General features: G+C 41.7%; 23 protein-coding genes. 5 read left to right on the top strand and 18 right to left on the bottom strand.

The window, feature by feature from the left end:
- Positions 1-62: 62 nt before the first annotated feature.
- Positions 63-1,043, bottom strand: a complete 981-nt coding sequence (pheS, locus tag GBI16_RS05960; RefSeq protein ID WP_086209835.1) for a phenylalanine--tRNA ligase subunit alpha — start codon at positions 1,041-1,043, stop codon at positions 63-65.
- 157 nt (positions 1,044-1,200) lie between these two features.
- Here pheS and GBI16_RS05955 point away from each other — a divergent pair, with 157 nt between their 5' ends.
- On the top strand, positions 1,201-2,217 hold the full coding sequence (locus tag GBI16_RS05955) for a hypothetical protein (RefSeq protein WP_151706721.1): 1,017 nt from the start codon (positions 1,201-1,203) through the stop codon (positions 2,215-2,217).
- 63 nt (positions 2,218-2,280) lie between these two features.
- Here the strand turns inward: GBI16_RS05955 and GBI16_RS05950 are convergent, their stop codons facing one another.
- The 4 genes from GBI16_RS05950 to rpmI all read right to left on the bottom strand — a co-directional run bounded on the left by GBI16_RS05950 (position 2,281) and on the right by rpmI (position 4,013).
- Positions 2,281-2,493 carry a KOW motif-containing protein gene (locus GBI16_RS05950; RefSeq protein ID WP_086209837.1) on the bottom strand — a complete coding sequence of 71 codons (213 nt, stop codon included), beginning with the start codon at positions 2,491-2,493 and terminating at the stop codon, positions 2,281-2,283.
- A 144-nt stretch (positions 2,494-2,637) separates the two neighbouring features.
- Positions 2,638-3,177, bottom strand: a complete 540-nt coding sequence (locus GBI16_RS05945; RefSeq protein ID WP_151706720.1) for an adenylate kinase — start codon at positions 3,175-3,177, stop codon at positions 2,638-2,640.
- Between the two features lie 270 nt (positions 3,178-3,447).
- The gene (gene rplT / locus GBI16_RS05940; RefSeq protein ID WP_004692276.1) at positions 3,448-3,807 is read right to left on the bottom strand and encodes a 50S ribosomal protein L20; all 360 of its coding nucleotides are present in this window, start codon (positions 3,805-3,807) and stop codon (positions 3,448-3,450) included.
- An 11-nt stretch (positions 3,808-3,818) separates the two neighbouring features.
- Positions 3,819-4,013, bottom strand: a complete 195-nt coding sequence (gene rpmI, locus GBI16_RS05935) for a 50S ribosomal protein L35 (RefSeq protein ID WP_004278281.1) — start codon at positions 4,011-4,013, stop codon at positions 3,819-3,821.
- Between the two features lie 221 nt (positions 4,014-4,234).
- Here rpmI and GBI16_RS05930 point away from each other — a divergent pair, with 221 nt between their 5' ends.
- Positions 4,235-5,488, top strand: coding sequence for an MFS transporter (locus GBI16_RS05930; RefSeq protein ID WP_151706719.1), 1,254 nt, complete (start codon positions 4,235-4,237; stop codon positions 5,486-5,488).
- 105 nt (positions 5,489-5,593) lie between these two features.
- Positions 5,594-6,325 (top strand): TonB family protein, encoded by a 732-nt coding sequence (locus GBI16_RS05925; RefSeq protein ID WP_151706718.1) that lies wholly within the window; start codon positions 5,594-5,596, stop codon positions 6,323-6,325.
- Positions 6,326-6,426: 101 nt separating this feature from the next.
- Here GBI16_RS05925 and GBI16_RS05920 read toward each other — a convergent pair whose 3' ends face one another.
- The 3 genes from GBI16_RS05920 to GBI16_RS05910 form a co-directional block, all read right to left on the bottom strand.
- Positions 6,427-6,855 (bottom strand): YqaA family protein, encoded by a 429-nt coding sequence (locus GBI16_RS05920; RefSeq protein WP_086209841.1) that lies wholly within the window; start codon positions 6,853-6,855, stop codon positions 6,427-6,429.
- 1 nt (position 6,856) lies between these two features.
- Positions 6,857-7,150, bottom strand: a complete 294-nt coding sequence (locus GBI16_RS05915) for a hypothetical protein (protein WP_151706717.1) — start codon at positions 7,148-7,150, stop codon at positions 6,857-6,859.
- A gap of 114 nt (positions 7,151-7,264) precedes the next feature.
- Complete coding sequence (locus GBI16_RS05910; protein ID WP_151706716.1) at positions 7,265-7,885, bottom strand: glutathione binding-like protein; 621 nt, start codon at positions 7,883-7,885, stop codon at positions 7,265-7,267.
- A 119-nt stretch (positions 7,886-8,004) separates the two neighbouring features.
- On the opposite strand from GBI16_RS05910, the gene GBI16_RS05905 reads away from it, so the two are divergent.
- Positions 8,005-8,643: a class I SAM-dependent methyltransferase gene (locus tag GBI16_RS05905; RefSeq protein ID WP_119064918.1), complete on the top strand. Its 639-nt coding sequence runs from the start codon at positions 8,005-8,007 to the stop codon at positions 8,641-8,643.
- Between the two features lie 89 nt (positions 8,644-8,732).
- On the opposite strand, the gene infC is transcribed toward GBI16_RS05905, so the two are convergent.
- Positions 8,733-9,230 carry a translation initiation factor IF-3 gene (gene infC / locus GBI16_RS05900; RefSeq protein ID WP_395579355.1) on the bottom strand — a complete coding sequence of 166 codons (498 nt, stop codon included), beginning with the start codon at positions 9,228-9,230 and terminating at the stop codon, positions 8,733-8,735.
- Between the two features lie 59 nt (positions 9,231-9,289).
- Positions 9,290-11,212, bottom strand: a complete 1,923-nt coding sequence (gene thrS, locus GBI16_RS05895) for a threonine--tRNA ligase (RefSeq protein ID WP_086209845.1) — start codon at positions 11,210-11,212, stop codon at positions 9,290-9,292.
- Positions 11,213-11,721: 509 nt separating this feature from the next.
- Here thrS and GBI16_RS05890 point away from each other — a divergent pair.
- Positions 11,722-13,365, top strand: a complete 1,644-nt coding sequence (locus GBI16_RS05890) for an acyl-CoA synthetase (protein ID WP_110975528.1) — start codon at positions 11,722-11,724, stop codon at positions 13,363-13,365.
- A 78-nt stretch (positions 13,366-13,443) separates the two neighbouring features.
- Here GBI16_RS05890 and yjgA read toward each other — a convergent pair whose 3' ends face one another.
- From yjgA to GBI16_RS05850, 8 genes are all read right to left on the bottom strand, one after another.
- Positions 13,444-13,977 carry a ribosome biogenesis factor YjgA gene (yjgA, locus tag GBI16_RS05885; protein WP_086209847.1) on the bottom strand — a complete coding sequence of 178 codons (534 nt, stop codon included), beginning with the start codon at positions 13,975-13,977 and terminating at the stop codon, positions 13,444-13,446.
- Positions 13,978-13,979: 2 nt separating this feature from the next.
- Complete coding sequence (locus GBI16_RS05880) at positions 13,980-14,249, bottom strand: HPr family phosphocarrier protein (protein ID WP_151706715.1); 270 nt, start codon at positions 14,247-14,249, stop codon at positions 13,980-13,982.
- Positions 14,246-15,097 (bottom strand): RNase adapter RapZ, encoded by an 852-nt coding sequence (gene rapZ / locus GBI16_RS05875; RefSeq protein ID WP_086209849.1) that lies wholly within the window; start codon positions 15,095-15,097, stop codon positions 14,246-14,248. Before rapZ ends, GBI16_RS05880 begins: the two co-directional genes overlap by 4 nt.
- Before the next feature lie 26 nt (positions 15,098-15,123).
- Positions 15,124-15,966, bottom strand: a complete 843-nt coding sequence (gene panC, locus GBI16_RS05870) for a pantoate--beta-alanine ligase (RefSeq protein ID WP_086209850.1) — start codon at positions 15,964-15,966, stop codon at positions 15,124-15,126.
- Between the two features lie 3 nt (positions 15,967-15,969).
- The gene (panB, locus tag GBI16_RS05865) at positions 15,970-16,779 is read right to left on the bottom strand and encodes a 3-methyl-2-oxobutanoate hydroxymethyltransferase (RefSeq protein ID WP_086209851.1); all 810 of its coding nucleotides are present in this window, start codon (positions 16,777-16,779) and stop codon (positions 15,970-15,972) included.
- Positions 16,780-16,783: 4 nt separating this feature from the next.
- Positions 16,784-17,305, bottom strand: a complete 522-nt coding sequence (folK, locus tag GBI16_RS05860) for a 2-amino-4-hydroxy-6-hydroxymethyldihydropteridine diphosphokinase (protein ID WP_151706714.1) — start codon at positions 17,303-17,305, stop codon at positions 16,784-16,786.
- The gene (gene pcnB / locus GBI16_RS05855) at positions 17,302-18,771 is read right to left on the bottom strand and encodes a polynucleotide adenylyltransferase PcnB (RefSeq protein ID WP_151706713.1); all 1,470 of its coding nucleotides are present in this window, start codon (positions 18,769-18,771) and stop codon (positions 17,302-17,304) included. Before pcnB ends, folK begins: the two co-directional genes overlap by 4 nt.
- 137 nt (positions 18,772-18,908) lie before the next feature.
- Entirely contained in the window at positions 18,909-19,307 is a 399-nt protein-coding gene (locus GBI16_RS05850) for a ComEA family DNA-binding protein (protein ID WP_151706712.1), read from the bottom strand.
- Positions 19,308-19,312 lie beyond the last annotated feature (5 nt).

The following is a 19,312-nucleotide window of genomic DNA, read 5'->3' as shown; positions in this document are numbered from 1 at the left end:
TTAAAGGGGGATTTAGGGGGATTTCTATAAACCTTTAAATTGTTAAATTTGTATTTAAACCATTAAGCAAATTGGCGTAAGAAACGCACATCGTTTTGGTAGAACATACGTAAGTCATTGATGCCATAACGAAGCATCGCAAAACGTTCCACACCTAGACCAAAAGCAAAGCCTTTGTATTTTTCAGGATCAATACCCGCAGCTTGCAATACATTCGGATGCACCATGCCACAACCGAGTACTTCTAACCATTTACCACGCTCGTCCATAATGTCCACTTCAGCACTTGGCTCTGTGAATGGGAAATAAGATGGACGGAAACGTACTTTTAAGTCTTTTTCAAAGAATTCGTTTAATAGATTGACCAACAAACCTTTCAGTTCTGCAAAGCTGGTATTTTCAGCGACATACAAACCTTCAATTTGATGAAACATTGGCGAATGCGTTTGGTCAGAGTCACAGCGATATACACGACCCGGACAAACAATACGAATCGGAGGTTGCTGGGTTTCCATAGTACGAATCTGCACACCCGAAGTATGGGTACGTAGCAAATGGGTCGCATCAAAATAGAAAGTGTCGTGCATTGCACGTGCAGGGTGATGCCCTGGAATATTTAAAGCTTCAAAGTTGTGATAGTCATCTTCAACTTCAGGACCAGTTTCAATCACAAAACCTGCTTTGGTAAAGAACTGACAAATACGCTCTTGCACTTGAGTGACCGGGTGAATACTCCCAATCGTTTGACCACGACCTGGTAGAGTAATATCAACCGTTTCACTTGCGAGTTTCTGCGCCAACGCAGCTTGTTGTAATTGTGTTTGGCGTTCAGTTAAAGCACTGGTAATCGCTTCGCGGACTGCATGAATTTGCGCACCAAAAACTTTACGCTCTTCAGGGTCCATTTTACCTAAAGCTTTCGATTGCTCAGCGAGCTGGCTTTTCTTACCCGTAAACTGCACTCGTACTTGATCGAGTGTAGCAAGGTCCTCTGCTGCTGCAATCGCAGCGAGCGCTTCAGTGGTCAGGGCTTCCAGTGACATAGTAACTCTCAAAGCAACAATTTATAAAATTAATAAAACCCCATATTCTATCAGTTTTTAAGCGTGTTGATGAAGCTCTACGATCAGGAAAATTTGTTTAGTACATGGTTTTATAATCAGGTTAAGATAGGGCCATCACAGAAGAGAACAACAAACGATGTCGCTTGATCCTATTTGGCAACAACAACTTACTTTAGTGACTTATGGCAATGAATATTTGCGTCACAACCTAAGTTTCCAACGTTGGTTAGAACACGCCATTTTTGACCGACATTGCTTTCAGTTTCGTGATCTGAATAGCCAACATTTACTGGCTCAGCATTTTCAAGTATGGCTTGAAGCCTTAAAAAAACAAGGGGTCAAACAACTCAGTCTACATAGTTCAACATTGCTAGCAGATGAAAAGAACCCCAATCCAAATATTGAACTGCTTGCTACACCACATATTATTGTGAGTCATCAAGCACAGCAAAAAACTGCTTGGATTTTCGGTAAAGAACTGGCTGAGTGGTACAGCGCCGAACAAGATTTTATAATTCCAAAAGCACAACAAAGCTCAATCCGTAGCGAAAATTTATGGCGTTTTGAACTGAATCATAAACTCAGCAAACGCATTGAAGCGGATTTACAAACGCCGAAATGGGATGAAATCGAAAACTTTACCGAACAAGAACTCTTTAGTGCGCCATTTGCGCAAGGTTTGGTCGAGCCTGATGCTGTAGACTTACCTTACTATGGACAACAAGATGCCATAGATGATGCCCACCATCTCTCTCTTTTACCGACAGACTACGCTGCTGATTATGCACATCAAACGCTGTATCGTTTAGATGCCCTATCAGCATTGACCCAGACCAAGATTCAACATCCTTACAATGCAGAAGGCCAAGTCCTCACGCCAGATGAGCAATTGAACCTACGTCATTTTGAGCAAAAGATTGATGATTTAAAGACCAAGTTCATCGTAAAAGTAGCCAATCACTATCAAACCGCACAGCTAAGCCCCAAAAATACACCTACACCACTTGATGCTCGCAATCATTCCGCAGCTAAATTAAGTCCGATAGAAACCAAGTCTCATGAAACACAGCATAAATCTGGAAAAACTGGGGTGTTTGCGTTAATTGTGATTACACTTTTAATTTGCGTATTGGGCTATTACTTTGGGTTATAACCCTCGCTAATATAAAAAGCGCCAAACTTATCCGTGGGCGCTTTTTTATTTCCCCACACTAAATCATGCTGTAATTAAATAATTAAAAGGCTGAATCTTAATTTGTATTTTATGTTCATCGGCATGTTGATTAATATAATGATTGACTGAAACCACCTCGCCTTCTAGCTCTGCATCAGGCCCATACATAATTTTGACCGACTCCCCTTTCCTTGGAACCATTTGTAACTCTACAGCAATACTGCCTTGTCCCATCCCTGTAATCTCTACAAGCATATCCTGATCCTTGTCTTATCAATCTTTTTATTTATTAGGCATCTATCACATTTCAGATTAAAGCAGATTTATGTAACCAAAGTTCAGCTATGGTTTTACATATAAGACTTCATTTTTTCATGTTTCATAAATTTAAGCTGTACTCTACTCAACCACCAATTGATCTAAAAAGTTTTTCACCTGTTTAGGTGTCTTTAGATGAATCCACTTTATATGCTGATATTCGGGCATCTGCATCATGTTTAAATATTTTTTTCTATTTTTAGCATGGGTTTTTACCATCCACCAAATGATTGAATCCCGACCAAACATACGCAAGAGGCTTTCACGATTATTGGAGTTTGCCCATAAATCTTGTTGCGCCCATGTACGTTGAACAGCACGTTTCACAGAACGATACAGATTGACTGGAAATGGTAAGTCCAACCAAATAACCGTATCAATTTCCGCCCATTTCACAGGAATGGCTCGGGTATAGTTACCATCAATGACATAACCTTGTGTCGCTTTTTGTGTTTCAGACTCAATTTTGGCAAAAAATACTTCATCTGGACATTCCTGCCAATCATCCAACCAAAATAAGTTATCTAATTCAATATAATGCAAGCCTAGCTTCTCAGCCAAAGCTCTGGAAAAGGTCGATTTGCCCGTGGCTGATGTACCAACTACGTTTATTCTTTTCATTGTTGTATCCAATTCCAATCCAAGCTTTTTCGCTATACATCATCATGGTTGTATCACACGCTAATGTCTAGTCTATGATTTGCTTTGATGCATCCCGCTCAAATCACATAATCATAATATCCAACGCTCACCCGCCCGATGGAATATTTTTAGTTTTTGATGAATACCTATAACGCTCTAATTTTGAAACATCAAAACTCTCAATGGGATTAAAAGAATAGGCAATAAAAAAGACCGCTAAAAAGCGGTCTTTTTTTAAGTCTTAAAGACTTATGCAGCTAATGCATCTTTAGCTTTAGAAGCTAAAGCAGCAAATGCAACTGCGTCATGCATAGCGATGTCAGCAAGTACGCGACGGTCGATAATCACTTGAGCTTTTTTCAAGCCAGCGATCATACGGCTGTACGATAAACCATTTAGACGAGCACCAGCATTAATACGCGCAATCCATAGAGCACGGAATTGACGTTTTTTCTGACGACGGTCACGGTAAGCGTATTGACCCGCTTTGATTACTGCTTGGAACGCTACGCGATATACGCGTGAACGAGCGCCGTAGTAACCTTTAGCACGAGCAAGAATTTTTTTATGACGGCGATGAGCCTGTACACCACGTTTTACACGAGCCATTTATAATCTCCTTAGATGTATGGGCACATACGACGAACTGAAGCAACGTCACTCACGTGAACCATTACACAGCCGCGTAATTGACGAATACGCTTAGCAGATTTTTTGGTCAAAATGTGGCGTTTGAACGCTTGTTTACGCTTGAAACCGTTTGCAGTCGCTTTGAAACGCTTAGCTGCACCACGGCGAGTTTTCATCTTAGGCATAACAACCTCTTTTGAACACCTGTTCGGAACGTTTGCACCATTGCAAAACGACCTGCAGGTAAGGGAGCGAATATTCTAATCGAACTTTGTCTAAAACAAAAGCAAATAATCAACAATAAAAGTAAGCTTAGTCTATTTCCCGATAAGCTTTAAGCGATGAATTTATAAACACACGCACATCCAAGCCGTATAATGCCTCATCCATCTAATATTGTATCCTTATGAACGTCAAACAGGATGCGTTTGCTGCGCTCCGCTACCGAGACTTCTCGATTGTTACACTGAATCAATTTTGCCTGACGCTTGCCATTTTAATTCAGGAAATTATTGTGGCGTACTCCTTGTACACCCTCACTAAAGATCCACTGACTCTAGGTTTAATTGGTTTAGCAGAAGCAATCCCCTTTATTGCACTTTCCTTATGGGGTGGTTATTTTGCGGATCGTTTTAATAAACAAAGTATCATGAAAATCTGCTTATTCTTTGCCATTCCACTGCCCTTGGTGCTATGGGGATTATTTCATGCTTATGGCTTAAAGCACATCGAGCTCTCCACCCTGTCATGGGGTGTATATGCAGTGATCTTTGGTCTAGGAACGATTCGAGGTTTCTATAATCCATCCGCAACGTCTCTCAAACCCTTTTTAATTCCACGAGACATTTATGCCAACGGCGCCACATGGACCACCATTGGTTGGCAAAGTGGGGTGATTATTGGCCCGATGCTGGGTGGGTTGATGTTGGCTTTTTTAGGTCGTGAAACTAGTTTAATCAGTGTAGCAGTGATACTTGGTCTGTGCTTTTTACTCGTCAATCTTTTAAGTAAACGCACGTTTCCTAAAATTGAAACAGAACATGTGCTGCAAAGCCTAGGTGAAGGCTTTCGCTTTATTGCTAAAACTAAAATCGTCCTCTGGGCCATCTCACTCGACTTAGTCTCTGTACTGTTCGGTGGTGTGATTGCTTTACTCCCAATCTTTGCTGAAGATATTTTAAAAATTGGTCCAGAAGGATTAGGCTATTTACGTGCAGCACCGTCAATTGGTGCGCTTATCACCATGATTGCGCTGACTCGTTTTCCACCCACCCGACATGCTTGGCGCAATATGCTACTTGCTGTTGCAGGTTTTGGGCTATTTACACTTTTGTTTGCGTACTCAAACTCCTTATGGCTGTCTTTGTTTGCTCTGGCTATGACAGGGGCTTGCGACAGTATTTCAGTGGTAATCCGTCAGACCATTTTACAAATCTATCCTCCTGAGAATATGCGAGGTCGTGTTGCGGCAGTAAACGGTATGTTTGTATCGAGTAGTAATGAATTAGGGGCATTTGAGTCAGGTCTTGCAGCTAAATATTTAGGTCCTGTGATTGCAACAGTTTTTGGCGGCAGCATGACCTTATTGGTGGTCGCACTGAGTTGGGCTAAAACCAAAGACTTATTTGGCGTCGACATTACTCAAGCCGAGCAGAAATAGTTTTTAATTTAACAATATAACTTGCGAGTCTTTTCAATTCAGGAAATACTCGCAACCATTATTTAAGTCATACGCACTGGATGCGTTATAAAAGAAATTGATCATATGAAACCACTCTTATTGCTTGCATTATCAACATTGCCCGTTCATTTAAGCCATGCAGCTCAGCCACCATTAGAACTCACCATTCAAAAAAGTTCAGCTCAATCAGCACATTTGACCACGCGTATTCAATGGGTCGATTTTCCCAAACCCCAATATAAAAATAGCGATTTAAATCAGCAAAACCGTGCAGCGATTATTCGTATCTATGCAGATGAAACAGGCGATGTGACCAAAGCCACCGTACAGGAAAGTACTGGGCTCAAAGCTTTGGATGAAAAGTTGGTGAATGCTGTGCTTCAAGCCAAAGTAAAACCTTTTGTTGAAGATGATACTGCTTCTGCCGTCATTGGTTATCAAGTTTTTAATTTAAACTTAACGCCAGATAACGCCGAAGCATGTAACTACACCTTTGACTCTAAGAACTGGCTTGCGCAACAACAGCAACAAAAAGTGCCTTTTCAATATCAAACTCAACCTACGCTTGGATTAGATTCAACACAGTTAAATGGTCATGACCGTCAAGTTAAATTTAGCTTCAAAACAGATAAACAAGGCAACGTGAAAAAGCCCAAGATTACTAAAGGCTCTGGCATTTATGAGCTTGATCAGCAGGTTTTACACGCTGTTGCCAATAGCAAAGTCAGTGTTAAACGCACAGCAAGTACACTGTGGCTCTATAAAAAATCTAAATTTAAAGATGCGATTGAATTTGACCTTGAGTCTTGTCGTTAAAATTTAAGATGACACGAGTTTTCGATAGCTCGTGTCCTGACTTCTTACAAAGCTAAAAACCATTAAAAATCTGTTGGTCAATAACAGCATTTGAAGACCGATTAGAATTGACTAAACATCCAATACACAAAAAGATAACGCCCTATTTTCGCAATGCTCACCATCAATAAGAAACGAACAAAGTTTTCTTTGAGCAATCCTGCAATCAGAGTAATCGGATCACCAATGATGGGCACCCAACTGAGCAATAAAGACCAAAAACCATATTTTTGATAAATGCCCTGTGCCTGCAACATCTTTTGCTCTGAGACTGGAAACCATTTTTTATTTTTGTATTGCTCAACTTTAAGACCCAGCCACCAATTGACACAACTACCTAGAACATTGCCTAAACTGGCGACAGCCACTAGTAACCACACTGGATACTGCGTCTGAGCCAACAATCCCACCAAGACTGCCTCTGACTGTAACGGTAGCAGTGTCGCAGCTCCAAAAGCAGAAAGGAAAAGCAGTCCTAAGGTCCACATCATTTTATGATTTTAAACCCAGTTTTTTCTTGGTTGAGCTATAAGCAAAACCTGACCAGATCAATGCCAGAATCAACAAAGACCAACGTGACCATGAATACTTATCGGCAATCGGTTCAATAGCAGCGCGGAGTACCACCTGATCTTTGGTATTCAGCAGTTCAATGATTTTTTGAATGTGTACCGCTTCAGCTACAAAAAGCATCAAACATCCCGCAATCCCCACAATAATACTGAGATAGATTTTAGGATTCGCTTCAATAATGCGGGTTAAATTGAGGAAAAACTCTTTTTTCATTACGCTGATGTCCAAACAACTTTCAACAAAAAAGCCACCCATCGGTGGCTTTAAAGAATGGCTTATACCTTGAAGGCACTAAGCTTAACACAATTCAAGTCATTACTTTTGTACCTAATTAACTCGAATCGCCAGTGCTCGTTGTACTGCAGGGCGTGCTTGAATACGCTCCATATAAGCTTTGACATTAGGATAATCATTTAAATCAATTTGTTGCCATTCATAACGCAAAATCCATGGGAAAATTGCCATATCCGCTATCGAATACTCTCCTGCCACATAATCTTGCCCAAAAAGTTGCTTGTCTAATACAACATATAGACGTTTGGTTTCATTAACATAGCGTTCAGTTGCATAGGCAATACGTTCAGGAGCAAATTTACTAAAATGATGGTTCTGTCCAAGCATAGGGCCAAAACCACCCATTTGCCACATTAACCACTGCTCAACTTCAACACGGAACTGCTCATCCCGTGGATAAAACTGCCCTGTTTTACGCCCTAAATACTGCAGAATTGCTCCTGACTCAAACACCGAAATAGCTTCACCTTTGGGGCCATCTTGATCCACAATCGCAGGAATTTTATTGTTAGGTGAAATACGAAGAAAATCAGGTTGAAATTGGTCATTTTCTAAAATATTAATGGGAAAGACTTGATACTCCAAACCCATTTCTTCTAATGCGATGCTAATTTTATGTCCGTTGGGTGTTCCCCAATAGTACAAATCAATCATTCTTATTTCCTAAGTTTATTCGCTTATTTTAGATACACGATATCATAATTAAACGTGATTATTTTTATGTAATTTTATATATTATTTAGCACATATTTGAATAAAAACCACCCAACAAAATGAATAAAATCATTGATATTCCAAGCCCGATCAATTTAAAAGACCCGCTTGAAGCGACTCAATGGGCAAAAGAAGCGAATATTAAACGTCCTTACCGGTTAGAGTTCTTCAAACACTATATTTCACAAATTCTAAGCCACCCAAAGCCTGATGTTCGTATTTTAGAACTAGGTTCAGGGCCAGGTTTCTTGGCATATGAACTTCTAGATAGACGCCCCAATATCAATTATACCGCCGTCGATTTTTCAGTAGCCATGCATAGCTTAGCCAAACAACGTTTAGCTACTATTGCTTATACGTCTGTAGATTTCATCATCGCTGATTTTAAACAGCAGGACTGGTATACCGCCCTTCTTAATCAACGCTTTGATTATGTTGTCATTCATCAGGCTTTACATGAACTTCGCCATAAAGCATATACCAACGATTTTCATAAAAGCATTGCGCAACATGTAATTCAGCCTAATGGTACATATTTCATCACTGACCATCTTGCTGAACCCGATGGACAGATGGGTAATCGAGAATTATATATGAATAAACATGAACACATTGAGAGCCTAAAGAATAGTGGCTTTGGTAATGTTGAAATTGCACTTGAAATAGATGGCTTATGTGCTTTTCAGGTTACTTTATAGCTAGATTAGATGCAGTTTATTAAAAATGGTTCATCGTTAGGTAATAAAAAAGCACTGCATAGGCAGTGCTTTTTTTAATCAATAGATTATTACTTTTTCTTTTTAGGACCAAGCAACATACCCATTTGACGACCTTCCATTTTCGGTGCTTGTTCTACAACACCCACTTCAACCACATCTGCTTCAACTTTTTGTAATTGAGCCAAACCAAGTTGTTGGTGTGCCATTTCACGACCACGGAAACGAAGGGTAATTTTTACTTTGTTGCCTTCTTCAAGGAACTTAGTGATTGCACGTAGTTTTACGTTGTAATCACCAACATCAGTACCCGGGCGGAGTTTGATTTCTTTCACCTGTACTTGATGCTGTTTTTTCTTCGCTTCTTTCTGCTTTTGCTTTAGATCAAACAAATGCTTGTTGAAATCCATGATTTTACAAACAGGCGGTTCAGCGTTGGCTACGATCTCAACAAGATCAAGCTCAACACTTTCAGCAGCGCGTAATGCTTCTGCCAAGCTAACAATACCTTTTTGCTCACCATTTTCGTCTACAAGACGGACTTCTTTCGCACGAATTTCATCATTCAACGCAGGACGGTTTGATTTGTTACCGCCCTGTTGATTACGGTCAGGCTGTTTAATCGCTGTTACTCCACAATGTACCGGCCGCGTTCGGCAACGGCTGCTTTTACTAAGTCAACGAAAGCGTCGATTGACATAGTACCCAAATTTTTCCCAGAGCGGGTACGGACATTTACTGTACCTTCCTCTACCTCACGGTCCCCAAGTACCAGTAAGTAAGGAATACGCTCTAATGTACGTTCACGAATCTTAAAGCCGATTTTCTCATTTCTCAAGTCTGAAATCGCACGGAGACCGTTTTCTTTAAGTTTAGCGACGACTGACTCACATGCTTCCGCTTGTGAATCGGTAATGTTCATCACACATGCTTGGATTGGTGTCAACCAAGGTGGCATAAAGCCCGCATAGTGTTCGATTAGTATACCAATAAAACGTTCAAAACTGCCAAGAATTGCACGGTGCAACATCACAGGCTGATCACGATCATTGTCTTCAGTGACATATGACGCATCTAAACGTTCTGGCAGATTGAAGTCACATTGGATTGTACCACATTGCCATACACGGCCTAAGCAGTCTTTCAGTGAGAATTCAATTTTCGGACCATAGAATGCGCCTTCACCCGGTTGAAGTTCCCACTCCAAACCAGCAGCATCTAAAGCATCTGCTAAAGATTTTTCAGCCATATCCCAAAGTGCATCATCCCCGACACGTTTTTCCGGACGAGTAGATAACTTCATCTGCACTTCTTCAAAACCAAAATCTTTATAAACATCTAAAGTCAGTTTAATAAAGTCTGCCACTTCAGGCCCAATTTGTTCTTTGGTACAGAAAATGTGTGCATCGTCTTGAGTAAAGCCACGAACACGCATAATCCCGTGCAATGAACCCGATGGTTCGTTACGGTGACATGAACCAAATTCAGCTAAGCGAATTGGTAAATCACGGTAAGATTTCAAACCTTGGTTGAACACTTGCACGTGACATGGGCAGTTCATTGGCTTCACTGCATAGTTACGACTTTCAGAATGCGTCGTAAACATGTTGTCTGCATAGTTTGCAGCATGGCCTGATTTTTCCCACAGCGTAAAGTCTACGATTTGTGGTGTTTTAATCTCAAGATAACCATTGTCTTGCTGCACTTTACGCATGTATTGTTCAAGTACTTGGTAAATCGTCCAACCATTTGGATGCCAGAACACCATACCCGGTGCTTCTTCTTGCATATGGAACAGGTCTAAAGCTTTACCGATTTTACGGTGATCACGCTTTTCAGCTTCTTCAATACGTTTGATATAAGCCGCAAGCTGTTTCTTGTCTGCCCACGCTGTACCATAAATACGTTGAAGTTGTTCATTCTTCGCATCACCACGCCAGTAAGCGCCTGAAATTTTAGTCAGCTTGAACGATTTTAAGAATTTAGTATTTGGTACGTGCGGACCGCGGCACATATCCAAATAATCTTGATGGTAGTACAAGCCCATTTGTGTTTCTTCAGGCATGTCCGCGATCAAGCGTAATTTATACTCTTCACCACGTGCAGTGAATTCTGCAATCACTTCGTCACGTGGGGTCATTTTTTTGATGACATCATAATCTTGGTCGATGAGCTTTTTCATACGCTCTTCGATGGCCGCCATATCATCTAAAGTAAATGGACGTGGCATCCAAATGTCATAGTAGAAACCTTCTTCAATGACAGGACCAATCACCATTTTCGCTTCAGGGAACAATTGCTTAACCGCATGCCCCACCAAGTGAGCGCAAGAGTGACGAATAATTTCGACCCCTTCTTCGTCTTTAGGCGTAATAATTTGAAGGCTTGCATCCGTGGTAATCAGATCAGATGCATCGACTAAACGACCATCGACTTTTCCTGCAACTGTATTTTTAGCAAGACCTGGACCGATGCTCAGTGCAACGTCCATCACAGATACGGCTTGATCAAATTGTTTTTGATCGCCATTTGGCAAAGTGATAATTGGCATAAAAAATCCTTAAGGAGTGATGCCCCGTACCATGGAGCATGTCACCGCGAGATTATGATCGAGGTAAAACCTCAAAAGATAAAAACGGTGGATAAATAAAATCAGTCGAATTTTACACGTGTTATCCACAGGATTAAACCTTTTCGCCTAGAAAATTCGCTTTTCGGCGCATTTTGAATTCATTTGCCAGTCCATCACATCCCTCAAATAAGGGATTTGCTGTTGAACCTGCATATCACCACAAGGCTCAGAATAACGATTGCATCTATTTTTATTAAAAATTACCGTAACACAAGGAGACACAAACCGATCAAAAAGCAAGCTAAAATCGAACTACAAATGGATCAATTCCGTAAAATTAATACATTCAGTTTAGATAAACTAAACAAAAAAGTTCAATAAATTCATCTAAAAAGAACAACTCGACTAAAGCATAAATGCAAGATGGCTTGAAAATGCATATCTTTTAAGCAATGGAAAAAATAATACCAAATTCAGGAGTGATCAACATGGTGAGTGCTTATGATGAGTTACCAAGAACCCCCGCAAACTTTGTGGCTTTGTCACCATTACGTTATTTAGAACGAGCTGCTTATATTTACCCTCATCAAGATGCCATCATTCATGGGCACCGCCATATTTCATGGCGTGAAACTTACCTTCGCTGCCGCCAATTTGCCTCACAGTTACAAAAATTGGGAATCACAAAAAACGATACTGTCTCTGTTTTGCTGCCCAATGTCCCTGCAATGATCGAAGCACATTTTGCAGTCCCAATGGCAGGTGCTGTGCTCAACACATTGAACACGCGCTTAGATGCCAAAACCATCGCATTTATGCTTGATCATGCAGAAACCAAAGTCTTATTGGTGGATCCAGAGTTTGCATCGGTTGCACAAGAAGCCTTGGCTTTGGTCGGACGCGATATTTTCGTGATTGATGTAGATGATGCTGAGTACGAAAACTGTTTTGCAGCCCCGATTGGGCAAATCGAGTATGAAGACTGGTTAACCGAAGGCGATGAGAACTTTGAATGGCATTTACCTCAAGATGAATGGGATGCCATCAGCCTTAACTACACCTCTGGCACCACAGGCAACCCCAAAGGCGTGGTTTATCACCACCGTGGCGCTTATATCAATGCGGCCAGTAACATCATTGCTTGCGGCATGACACCACGTGCGACCTACTTGTGGACCTTACCTTTATTCCACTGTAACGGCTGGTGCTTTGCATGGACCATGGCAGCCAATGGGGGCACCAATATCTGCCTGCGTAAAATTGATCCTGAACTCATTTTCAAATTGATCGCTGAGCATAAAGTCGATTATTTCTGTGGTGCGCCAATTGTGTTATCCATGCTGATCAATACCCCTGAAGAGCAACGGGTTCACTTTGAACACCGCGTTGAAGTAATGGTGGCAGGTGCTGCGCCTCCTGCTGCAATCATTGAAGGCATGCGCCATATTGGTATCAATGTCACCCATGTCTATGGACTGACTGAAACCTATGGGCCTTCTGCGTTGTGTGCCTCTCAAGCGGGTTGGTCAGACTTATCTATTCAGGAACAAGCGCAGCTGCACTCACGCCAAGGTGTACCTTACCCACTGCAAGATGGTATGAAAGTGCTGGATCCAGACACGATGCAACCTGTACCGCATGACGGTCAAACTATGGGTGAAATTATGTTCCGGGGTAACATTGTGATGAAAGGCTATCTCAAAAACCCAGAAGCCACGGCAGAAGCCTTTGCTGGTGGTTGGTTCCATACAGGCGATCTTGCCGTTTGCCAACCTGATGGTTATGCCAAAATTACTGATCGCTCTAAAGATGTCATCATTTCTGGAGGCGAGAATATTTCATCACTCGAAGTGGAAGAAATTCTGTATCAACACCCTGCTATTTTAACGGCTGCAGTGGTCGCGAAACCCGATCCACGTTGGCAAGAAGTACCCTGTGCATTTATTGAACTCAAAGCAGGTAAGGAAACCACACCTGAGGAAATCATTGAGTTTTGTAAGCAACATCTGGCACGTTTTAAAGTCCCGAAAGATGTGGTAATTACTGAAATTCCAAAAACCTCGACAGGCAAGTTACAAAAATTTGTCTTGCGCGATTGGGCGAAAGAGCGTGCAATGGGTGAGTTTAGCTAAACATTCAGCAGTCTGCACAAGCAAAAGTCCTCACATAAAAAAGCGACCTCAAAGGTCGCCTTTTTACATCTAAATGACTTAATTATCTGAAATTAAAGCCACTTGCTGAATGTAATTAAACAACTTTAAACGTGAAGCTTTAAGTTGTTCTTCATCCGCCTGTTGTTTCATATCACGGTGAATACGCAAAACATGTTGGCGAATGGTATGACGCTCAGCTGCATTATAGGTTTTGGAAAACTCATTAATCACAGGGTCACCATCTTTGATCATACGATCAACCCAACGTAGCAATTGAGCGGTTTTTTTCGCGCCTTGTTGCGGTGTCAAATAAGACAAAATCACTGTTTCGTCTTCATTACGCAGCAACTTGCCAATGCGTAAAAATTGGCGACGACGTGCTTCATTTGATGTAATCAGTTTCACATCCAAAAGTGCTTCAATCAAACGCTCTTCAACAGGTAAGTTTTGAATTTGTTTAGTGTTCAACTCTGCCAGTTGCGCACCCAAAGACGCCATACGTTGTACGGCTTTTTTCTGTTCGGTTTTACTTGCACGTCCTTCTAAAGATTCAAAGTCTTCTTCAGTAAAACTATGCGGTCGACGTGCCACGATTAATCTGCCTCGTAAAATTTTGCTGCAAAAAGTGCCTGAATTTCAGATAAAGCTTGTTCTTCATCTGCACCATCAAGCAGTAAGCGTAAAGTGGTGCCCTTCCCTGCGCCTAGCATCAGAAGGGACATAATATTTTTGGCATCCACCAATTTGTCTGCTTTCCCAATTTGGATAGAAGAACGGAATTTTGTGGTCACTTCAATGAGCTTGCCAGATGCACGCGCATGTAACCCTAGTTTATTAATTACGTCAACAGTTGTGTCAATCATGACCAGTGCTTCATTTCTCGATGGAGGACCTGAACAGACCATTTTGCCTCAAGAGCTTTTTTTAGTCTATCCACAATATATACAGAACGATGCTGCCCGCCCGTACAACCAATAGACACAGTCATATAATGACGATGCCCCTCAGCAAAAGCAGGTAACCATTTATCTAAAAACTTATAAATATCTTGGAACATTTCATGCGTTTGCCCACTTTGCTCCAAAAACTGTTGCACGGATGCGTCTAGCCCAGAGTGCTTACGCAGTTCCAAATCCCAGTGTGGATTGGGTAAATGGCGTACATCAAAAACATAATCTGCATCCAGTGGAATACCATGTTTAAAGCCAAAAGACTGTAAAATCAGGATCAGATTATCTGACTGTCCTAACTTTGAGAGTAAGGTGTGCTTTAAATCGTGCACACTTTTATCGGTGGTATCAATATGCACGGTAGAGCGCAAGTTAATCGGCAATAAAAGTGTTTTCTCTTCCTGAATACACTGATTCAGGCTTTGAAAGCGCGTTGCTAATGGATGTGGACGACGTGAAGCACTAAAACGTGCAATCAACTCTTGGTCACGGGTGGTCAAATAAATAATATCGACCGTACCATGTCTTTGCAATTGTTCAAACACCAAGTCAAATTCTTGCAAATCTGCACGGGTACTGCGGACATCCACACCCAAGGCTAATTGTTCAAGATTATTTTCTCGATCCAGTTTCGCCACGATTTCAGGAAGTAAAGCCAAAGGCAAATTATCAATACAGTAATAACCTAGATCTTCCAATACTTGTAATGCAGAGGATTTACCTGAACCAGACTGTCCTGTAACAATTAAAATGCGCTTCATCTTAATCCTTTGTCATCAAACCCGAACTAAATGTGTTTCACTTTCAAGTTATCAATTAAACGTGTTACATCAAGCTTTGCCGCAACAAACAACACTACATCTTGATCAAACGCATCTACTTTTTGTAAAGCTGGGGTACGTGCTTCCACATAATCCACAACAAAACCCGCTTGTGTCAATGTCGCCTTTATATTTGTTAACACATCAGCTAAAGCGATACCCGTTTGTAGTGATTGCTCCGCTGCTTTTAAGCTTTGATAAATGCTTGGTGCTTTTTGGCGATTTTCTTCACTTAAGTATCCATTACGTGAACTCAAAGCCAAGCCATCTTCTGCTCGTGCAATCGGAACGCCAATCACTTCAAGTGGCATATTTAGATCACGGACAAACTGACGAATCACCGCCAGCTGTTGGTAGTCTTTTTCACCAAAGAAGGCAAAATTTGGTTGCACAATATTGAACAGTTTTGTCACCACCACCGCCACCCCATCAAAATGTCCTGGGCGTTGTAAACCACATAAATCATTGGTGATATCAGATACAGTAATGTTGGTCAAACGTGGATTTTTACCATACATTTGTTCAACCGATGGTGCAAAAACGATGTCACACCCTACATCAGCCAACAAACGCTGATCTTGCTCTAAGGTACGTGGATAGCTATCAAAATCTTCATTTGGACCAAATTGAATCGGGTTCACAAAAATACTGACCACAACCACATCACAAAGCTTTTTGGCTTCACGTACAAGGTTTAAATGCCCTTGGTGCAAGTTCCCCATGGTCGGTACGAAACCAATACTCTTTCGAGCCGTTCGCGCAGGGTTCAATGATGCTGAGAGGCCTTGGATCGTGGTTTCAGTTTTCATGTTTTACAGCTCGACTTGAAATGTTTGTTCTTTAGCTGGGAATGAACGATCTAGTACTGCTGTATGGTATGCCTTGAATGCATCCAAAATCGCAGTTTCCCCTGCTTGTTCTTTCATAAAGTTACGTACAAATTTTGCAACACGACCAAAAGTCAGTCCAAGCATGTCTTGTACCACCAAGACTTGACCATCGGTATCCACACCTGCGCCAATGCCAATAACGGGTACATGCGGGAACAACTCACTAATTTCTTTACCGAGCTGTGCAGGCACACATTCCAATAACAACATTGCAGCACCCGCATCCACAACCGCCTGACAGTCGGCAATCAACTGGTCTGCGGCTTCACGTGTGCGCGCTTGTAATTTATAACCGCCTAGCACATGAACAGACTGTGGGGTTAAGCCCAAGTGTACACATACAGGAATACCATTTCGTGTCAAAACCTGAACTGTTTCAGCAAGCCATGCACCGCCTTCGACTTTGACCATTTGCGCACCTGCCTGCATCACAACTTTTGAGCTTTGCAGAGCATCATTTAAAGTGGCATAGCTCATAAAGGGCAAGTCTGTCAAAATGAAAGCATGTTGATTACCACGACATACTGCTGCTGTATGGTAAGCCATATCCTCAACCGTAACAGGCAAAGTGGAATCACGACCTTGAATGGCCATCCCTAGAGAATCTCCAATTAAAATAGTATCAATTTCAGCTAGTTGCATTGCTTTTGCCATACTTGCATCATAGCAAGTTAGGCAGGAAAATTTGCGACCTTCTGCTTTAAATTTTCTTAAGTCATTTAAACTAATCATCAAACTATTCCTTTTCAACATTTTGAGCATTGCTCAATTCAATCGCGGCCCAATTACCTGCATCAAGCACACTTAATGTCGCTTGTTGTACAACAGGCAACTGCTTCAACGCAATACCATCAATGTGTAAATCAGGATCTAAATCCAACAGTGGGATAAGCACAAAATCACGCTCCATTACCCCTACATGTGGCACAGTTAAACGTTCATGCTGAATTTTTTCTTCGGCATAAAGCAGTAAATCTAAATCTAAAGTGCGTTCACCCCAATGGCGTAAACGTACACGTCCCGACTCTTGTTCAAAACGTTGTAGTTCATCCAGCAACGCCAACGGTGCCAAATCTGTGCTGAGTTGCACCACGGCATTTAAATAATTGGGTTGGTCTTGCGGTCCCATCGGTGGGCTTTGATACAGCTTAGATGTCTTCACATCGCCAAGACTGGCCAACTTGTGCACCGCTTCAGTCAAAATTACTTTAGAGTCGCCTAAGTTGCTACCTAGACCAATGTACGTGACGATGCTCATTGTGTCGGTCCAAAAATCACACTGCTCAAGTCACGCTTCACACGCTTGCGTTTTAAAATTGGATGATCTAAACCTATTTCCGCAGAGCCAGTTGTAGTCACCGCGCCCACTTGAGATCGAACTTCAGACTGCTGTTTGGTCTTACGCGTGCGACGACTGCGTGGTTCTTGTTCTTTTACCAGAGGCTCTATTTCATGGCTTACTGTTTTAGCAACAGCAGCTTCTTCAGCACTTGCTTTGCCACTGCGACGTGTTTTTGCACGTTGGCGATTATATTGACTAATGGCACGCTCTTTTTCATCGGTGCTCATTAATTGATATGCATCCCACCATTGACCCATACCTTGCGTACTATCATCGCCCGATTTTTCACGCAGCAATAAAAAGTCAAAGCCTGCACGGAAACGTGCATGGGTTGATAATGCTTGAATTTGCTGTGCTTTCGGGTTAAGTAAACGCGTTTGCATTTCCCACACTTCACGAATAAACGTTTCAGCAAAGCGCGGAATAATCGTCCGAGTGGCTTGGCGTTTTAATACATCAAGTCCCGCTTGTGCACGAGCTTCAGCAGCAACCACACCTTTACTGCTATAAAACTCACAACGCTCTAGGAACGGTTTCCAGAGCAACACCGCATAGAAAAAGGCAGGGTTAATGGTTTTGCCGACTTGAATACGCTGATCCGTATTTTTAGCCGCACGCTCAATAAATGGGCTGATATTCGGCTGAATGTCCGCAAATAGTTGTTTCCAAATTCCGAAGTCAATCAGCATTGGCAATACACGATTCAGATGACCCATTGTAAACAGCTTCTGAGATTCATCATACAGGCGGTGCGGAGAAACATCGCGAAGCAGTTGTGTCATTTCAAGACTGAAAACATCTAAAATTTTCTGATCAATTGAAAAACCTAATTTTGCAGCAAAACGTAAAGTACGCAACATGCGCACAGGATCTTCTTCAAAACGCGTTTGCGCATCACCCAATAGACGTAATGTTTTATCTTTAATATCGTCTACGGCATGACAAAAATCCAATACAATGCCCTTGCGTGGCTGATAGTACATTGCATTAATTGAAAAATCACGACGCGCAAAGTCTTGCTCAATCGTTCCCCAATTGTTATCACGCAAAATCATGCCTTGCGCTGAGGTGACTTCTTTCTTCGGCGGTGCACGGAAAGTTGCAACTTCAACCAACTCACGACCTGAATAGACATGAGCCAGCTCAAAACGGCGCCCGATAATACGGCAACGTCGTCCGAAAACTTCTTTTACCTGTGACGGTGTTGCATTGGTCACTGCATCAAAATCTTTAGGATTTAGGCCGAGCATCATGTCGCGGACACCGCCTCCGACGATATAAGCCTCATAGCCAGCCTTAGTTAATGCATCGATCACATCTAAAATGTAAGAAGGTAATTGAGCGGTTGATAAACCACATTTTGACGCGCGCAAAGTTTGCAAAAGCCGCTGTCTCCTACGCCTAAACGTAAAATTCTAAGATGACGCTAATGATATCTCTAACACAATCAAAGGGCAATTTGATTCTCGAAAGCAAAACAGAATTCTGAGCAATTCATGAAGAAAAGTTTTCCATTTGACTATAAACTCAAACGTGCTTTATTTTTCAGAAAAATGGCAGGCCCAATCCCTGTCACCTGCTGTAATTCATCTATGGATTTGAATGCACCCTGTTTTTGTCGATAGGCCACAATTGCTTGGGCTTTCTTTAGACCTACACCCTGAAGCTGTTGTAACTGTTCAACACTGGCTTGGTTTAAACTAATTTTATCCGCATCAGTTACAGACTGAGGCTGAACTGGAGACACAGCACGTTTCATGCTCTTGGGCACTTGAATACGATCATCCCACGCTTGCTGTTCAGCTTTCCAGCTCAGGTAGTTCTGATCAAAAGACTGTGCATAACTGGTCGGCACCCAAGACAATAAACTCAGTAATAACAAAGCAATGATCAACAAACTTACTTTTATTTTTATCAATTCAA

The sequence above is a fragment of the Acinetobacter sp. TUM15064 genome, from assembly GCF_008980265.1.
GTDB lineage: Bacteria > Pseudomonadota > Gammaproteobacteria > Pseudomonadales > Moraxellaceae > Acinetobacter.
Note: the sequence above shows the minus strand (reverse complement) of the source record. Positions and strands in the feature narration are given on the sequence as shown.

Coding starts and splice junctions, on each gene's coding strand:
- pheS (WP_086209835.1), bottom strand. CDS start 1,043: ATGTCACTGGAAGCCCTGACCACTGAAGCGCTCGCTGCGATTGCAGCA.
- GBI16_RS05955 (WP_151706721.1), top strand. CDS start 1,201: ATGTCGCTTGATCCTATTTGGCAACAACAACTTACTTTAGTGACTTAT.
- GBI16_RS05950 (WP_086209837.1), bottom strand. CDS start 2,493: ATGCTTGTAGAGATTACAGGGATGGGACAAGGCAGTATTGCTGTAGAG.
- GBI16_RS05945 (WP_151706720.1), bottom strand. CDS start 3,177: ATGAAAAGAATAAACGTAGTTGGTACATCAGCCACGGGCAAATCGACC.
- rplT (WP_004692276.1), bottom strand. CDS start 3,807: ATGGCTCGTGTAAAACGTGGTGTACAGGCTCATCGCCGTCATAAAAAA.
- rpmI (WP_004278281.1), bottom strand. CDS start 4,013: ATGCCTAAGATGAAAACTCGCCGTGGTGCAGCTAAGCGTTTCAAAGCG.
- GBI16_RS05930 (WP_151706719.1), top strand. CDS start 4,235: ATGAACGTCAAACAGGATGCGTTTGCTGCGCTCCGCTACCGAGACTTC.
- GBI16_RS05925 (WP_151706718.1), top strand. CDS start 5,594: ATGAAACCACTCTTATTGCTTGCATTATCAACATTGCCCGTTCATTTA.
- GBI16_RS05920 (WP_086209841.1), bottom strand. CDS start 6,855: ATGATGTGGACCTTAGGACTGCTTTTCCTTTCTGCTTTTGGAGCTGCG.
- GBI16_RS05915 (WP_151706717.1), bottom strand. CDS start 7,150: ATGAAAAAAGAGTTTTTCCTCAATTTAACCCGCATTATTGAAGCGAAT.
- GBI16_RS05910 (WP_151706716.1), bottom strand. CDS start 7,885: ATGATTGATTTGTACTATTGGGGAACACCCAACGGACATAAAATTAGC.
- GBI16_RS05905 (WP_119064918.1), top strand. CDS start 8,005: ATGAATAAAATCATTGATATTCCAAGCCCGATCAATTTAAAAGACCCG.
- thrS (WP_086209845.1), bottom strand. CDS start 11,212: ATGCCAATTATCACTTTGCCAAATGGCGATCAAAAACAATTTGATCAA.
- GBI16_RS05890 (WP_110975528.1), top strand. CDS start 11,722: ATGGTGAGTGCTTATGATGAGTTACCAAGAACCCCCGCAAACTTTGTG.
- GBI16_RS05880 (WP_151706715.1), bottom strand. CDS start 14,249: ATGATTGACACAACTGTTGACGTAATTAATAAACTAGGGTTACATGCG.
- rapZ (WP_086209849.1), bottom strand. CDS start 15,097: ATGAAGCGCATTTTAATTGTTACAGGACAGTCTGGTTCAGGTAAATCC.
- panC (WP_086209850.1), bottom strand. CDS start 15,966: ATGAAAACTGAAACCACGATCCAAGGCCTCTCAGCATCATTGAACCCT.
- panB (WP_086209851.1), bottom strand. CDS start 16,779: ATGATTAGTTTAAATGACTTAAGAAAATTTAAAGCAGAAGGTCGCAAA.
- folK (WP_151706714.1), bottom strand. CDS start 17,305: ATGAGCATCGTCACGTACATTGGTCTAGGTAGCAACTTAGGCGACTCT.